Annotated in this window: 1 protein-coding gene; it reads left to right on the top strand. The window is 56.0% G+C overall.

Annotation, left to right across the window (positions count from 1 at the left end):
- The first annotated feature begins 269 nt into the window (after positions 1-269).
- Positions 270-1964: a phospho-sugar mutase gene (locus DW151_RS10310; RefSeq protein WP_055252695.1), complete on the top strand. Its 1695-nt coding sequence runs from the start codon at positions 270-272 to the stop codon at positions 1962-1964.
- Positions 1965-2098: the final 134 nt, after the last annotated feature.

Raw genomic sequence — 2098 nt, 5'->3', positions numbered from 1 at the left:
GGCCAGGGCGCCGCTGACCGGTGGACGGCACCGAGCCGTCGCAAGACTTGAAGAAGGGGGGAGGCCTCGCGGCCTCCCCCCTTTTTTGCGTTTACAGGCAACATTCCTTATGCAATTAAATCAATTTAATCATCCACCGCTGAATATAGACGTTCACCGTTCTTTGGTCGGTTCTCTGTTCTCAATGGACTAATATTTGCTTTAGCGCACTGCTGCGCTTGTCCTGTTTTTACACGGGTCGTTTTATTGATTGTGACGGAAGGACTCACATGGCAGATGTTCATGAGCTGCTTGATACTTGGATTGCCAATGTCAAGGACGAGGAGCTCCTCGCTGAGCTTAACACGATGAAGGAGCAGGGTGATGAGGACGCCATCACCGATGCTTTCTTCCAAGATCTCGCCTTCGGTACTGCCGGCCTTCGCGGCACTATCGGTGCGGGCACTAACCGTATGAATATCTATACGGTCGGTCGTGCGACCCAGGGATTCGCTGACTACCTCAATGCGACCTTCGAGCATCCAACGGTTGCCATCGCTCGCGATAGCCGCAATAAAGGTGAGCTGTTCGTTAAGACGACGGCTGCCATTCTTGCAGCAAACGGCGTGACTGCCCTCGTTTATCCCAAGATTTCTCCTGTGCCGACGCTCTCCTGGGCCGTCCGTGATCTTAAGTGCTCCGGTGGCATTTGCATGACCGCTAGTCATAACCCGGCACCGTATAACGGCTATAAGGCCTATGGCCCCGACGGCTGCCAGATCACCAGCGAGGCCGCCGATGCAATTTCTAAGGCTATCGCCGAGACCGATACGTTCACCGGTGTGAAGTCCATGGACTTCGATGAGGCTCTTGAGCAGGGCCTGGTCAAATGGATCGATGACTCGTGCCTCGAGCGTTATTACGACGCCGTTCTCGCTCGCGGCGTTACGAATCTTTCTGCCGAGGAGATTGCCGGCGCACCGCTCAAGCTTGTCTATACGCCGCTGAATGGTACCGGCCTCATTCCCGTCACCACGGTGCTCGAGCGCGCTGGCATCACTGATGTCACGGTTGTTCCCGAGCAGAAGGAACCTAACGGCGATTTCCCGACCTGCCCGTATCCTAACCCCGAGATCCGACAGGCCATGCAGAAGGGCATCGATCTCTGCGAGCAGGTTCACCCCGATCTGCTGCTTGCGACCGATCCCGACGCCGACCGTGTTGGCGTTGCCGTTAAGAATGGCGATGACTATCTGCTGCTGACCGGTAACGAGATGGGCGTCCTGTTGCTCGACTATATTTGCAAGACCCGTGCCGCCCGCGGCGAGGACCTCACTAAGAAGGTCGCGGTTACTACCATTGTTTCTTCCGCCATGGTCGATGCTCTGGCCGAGGAATATGGCTTTGAGCTCCGTCGCTGCCTGACGGGCTTCAAGTACATCGGTGACATCATTACCTCGCTTTCCGATGCCGGTGAAGTCGATCGCTTTATCTTCGGTTTTGAGGAGAGCTACGGTTATCTGGCTGGTGATCACGTGCGCGACAAGGACGCCGTGAGCACTTCGCTGCTGATTTGCCAGATGGCTCAGTATTACAAGCTGCAGGGTAAGAACCTCGCCGACGCGATGCACGAGCTGTACGAGAAGTATGGCTACTATCACAACAAGACGATTTCGCTGAGCTATCCGGGCGCTGAGGGTGCGGCAAAGATGGCCGGCATCATGGCTGGTCTGCGCGAGAACCCGCCCGCGGAGCTCGCCGGTTCCAAGATTGAGGCCGTCGTGGACTACAACACCTGCGTGAACGGCCTGCCGAAGGCTAATGTCATTGAGTTCGATCTCGAGGGTGGCAACAAGGGTATCGTCCGTCCTTCCGGCACCGAGCCCAAGATCAAGCTGTATATCTTTGCCAAGGGCGCGGATGCCGCCGAAGCTGATGCAGCACTTGACGCGATTGAAGAGTCCGGTCGCAAGCTGCTGGCATAAGGTATTTAAGAGTCTATTACTGTAGATAGGCGAAAGAGGGGATCTCGGAAACGAGGTCCCCTCTTATATTTACCCAGCCAGCCGAGAGTCCTTATATGTGTAGGAAATGTGTACGCCCAGATTCCCGCCCCCGG

This window comes from Collinsella sp. AM13-34 (assembly GCF_003473055.1).
GTDB lineage: Bacteria > Actinomycetota > Coriobacteriia > Coriobacteriales > Coriobacteriaceae > Collinsella.
The sequence above is the reverse complement of the archived record's forward strand: the minus strand, read 5'-3'. Positions and strand labels throughout refer to the sequence as shown.

Coding starts and splice junctions, on each gene's coding strand:
- DW151_RS10310 (WP_055252695.1), top strand. CDS start 270: ATGGCAGATGTTCATGAGCTGCTTGATACTTGGATTGCCAATGTCAAG.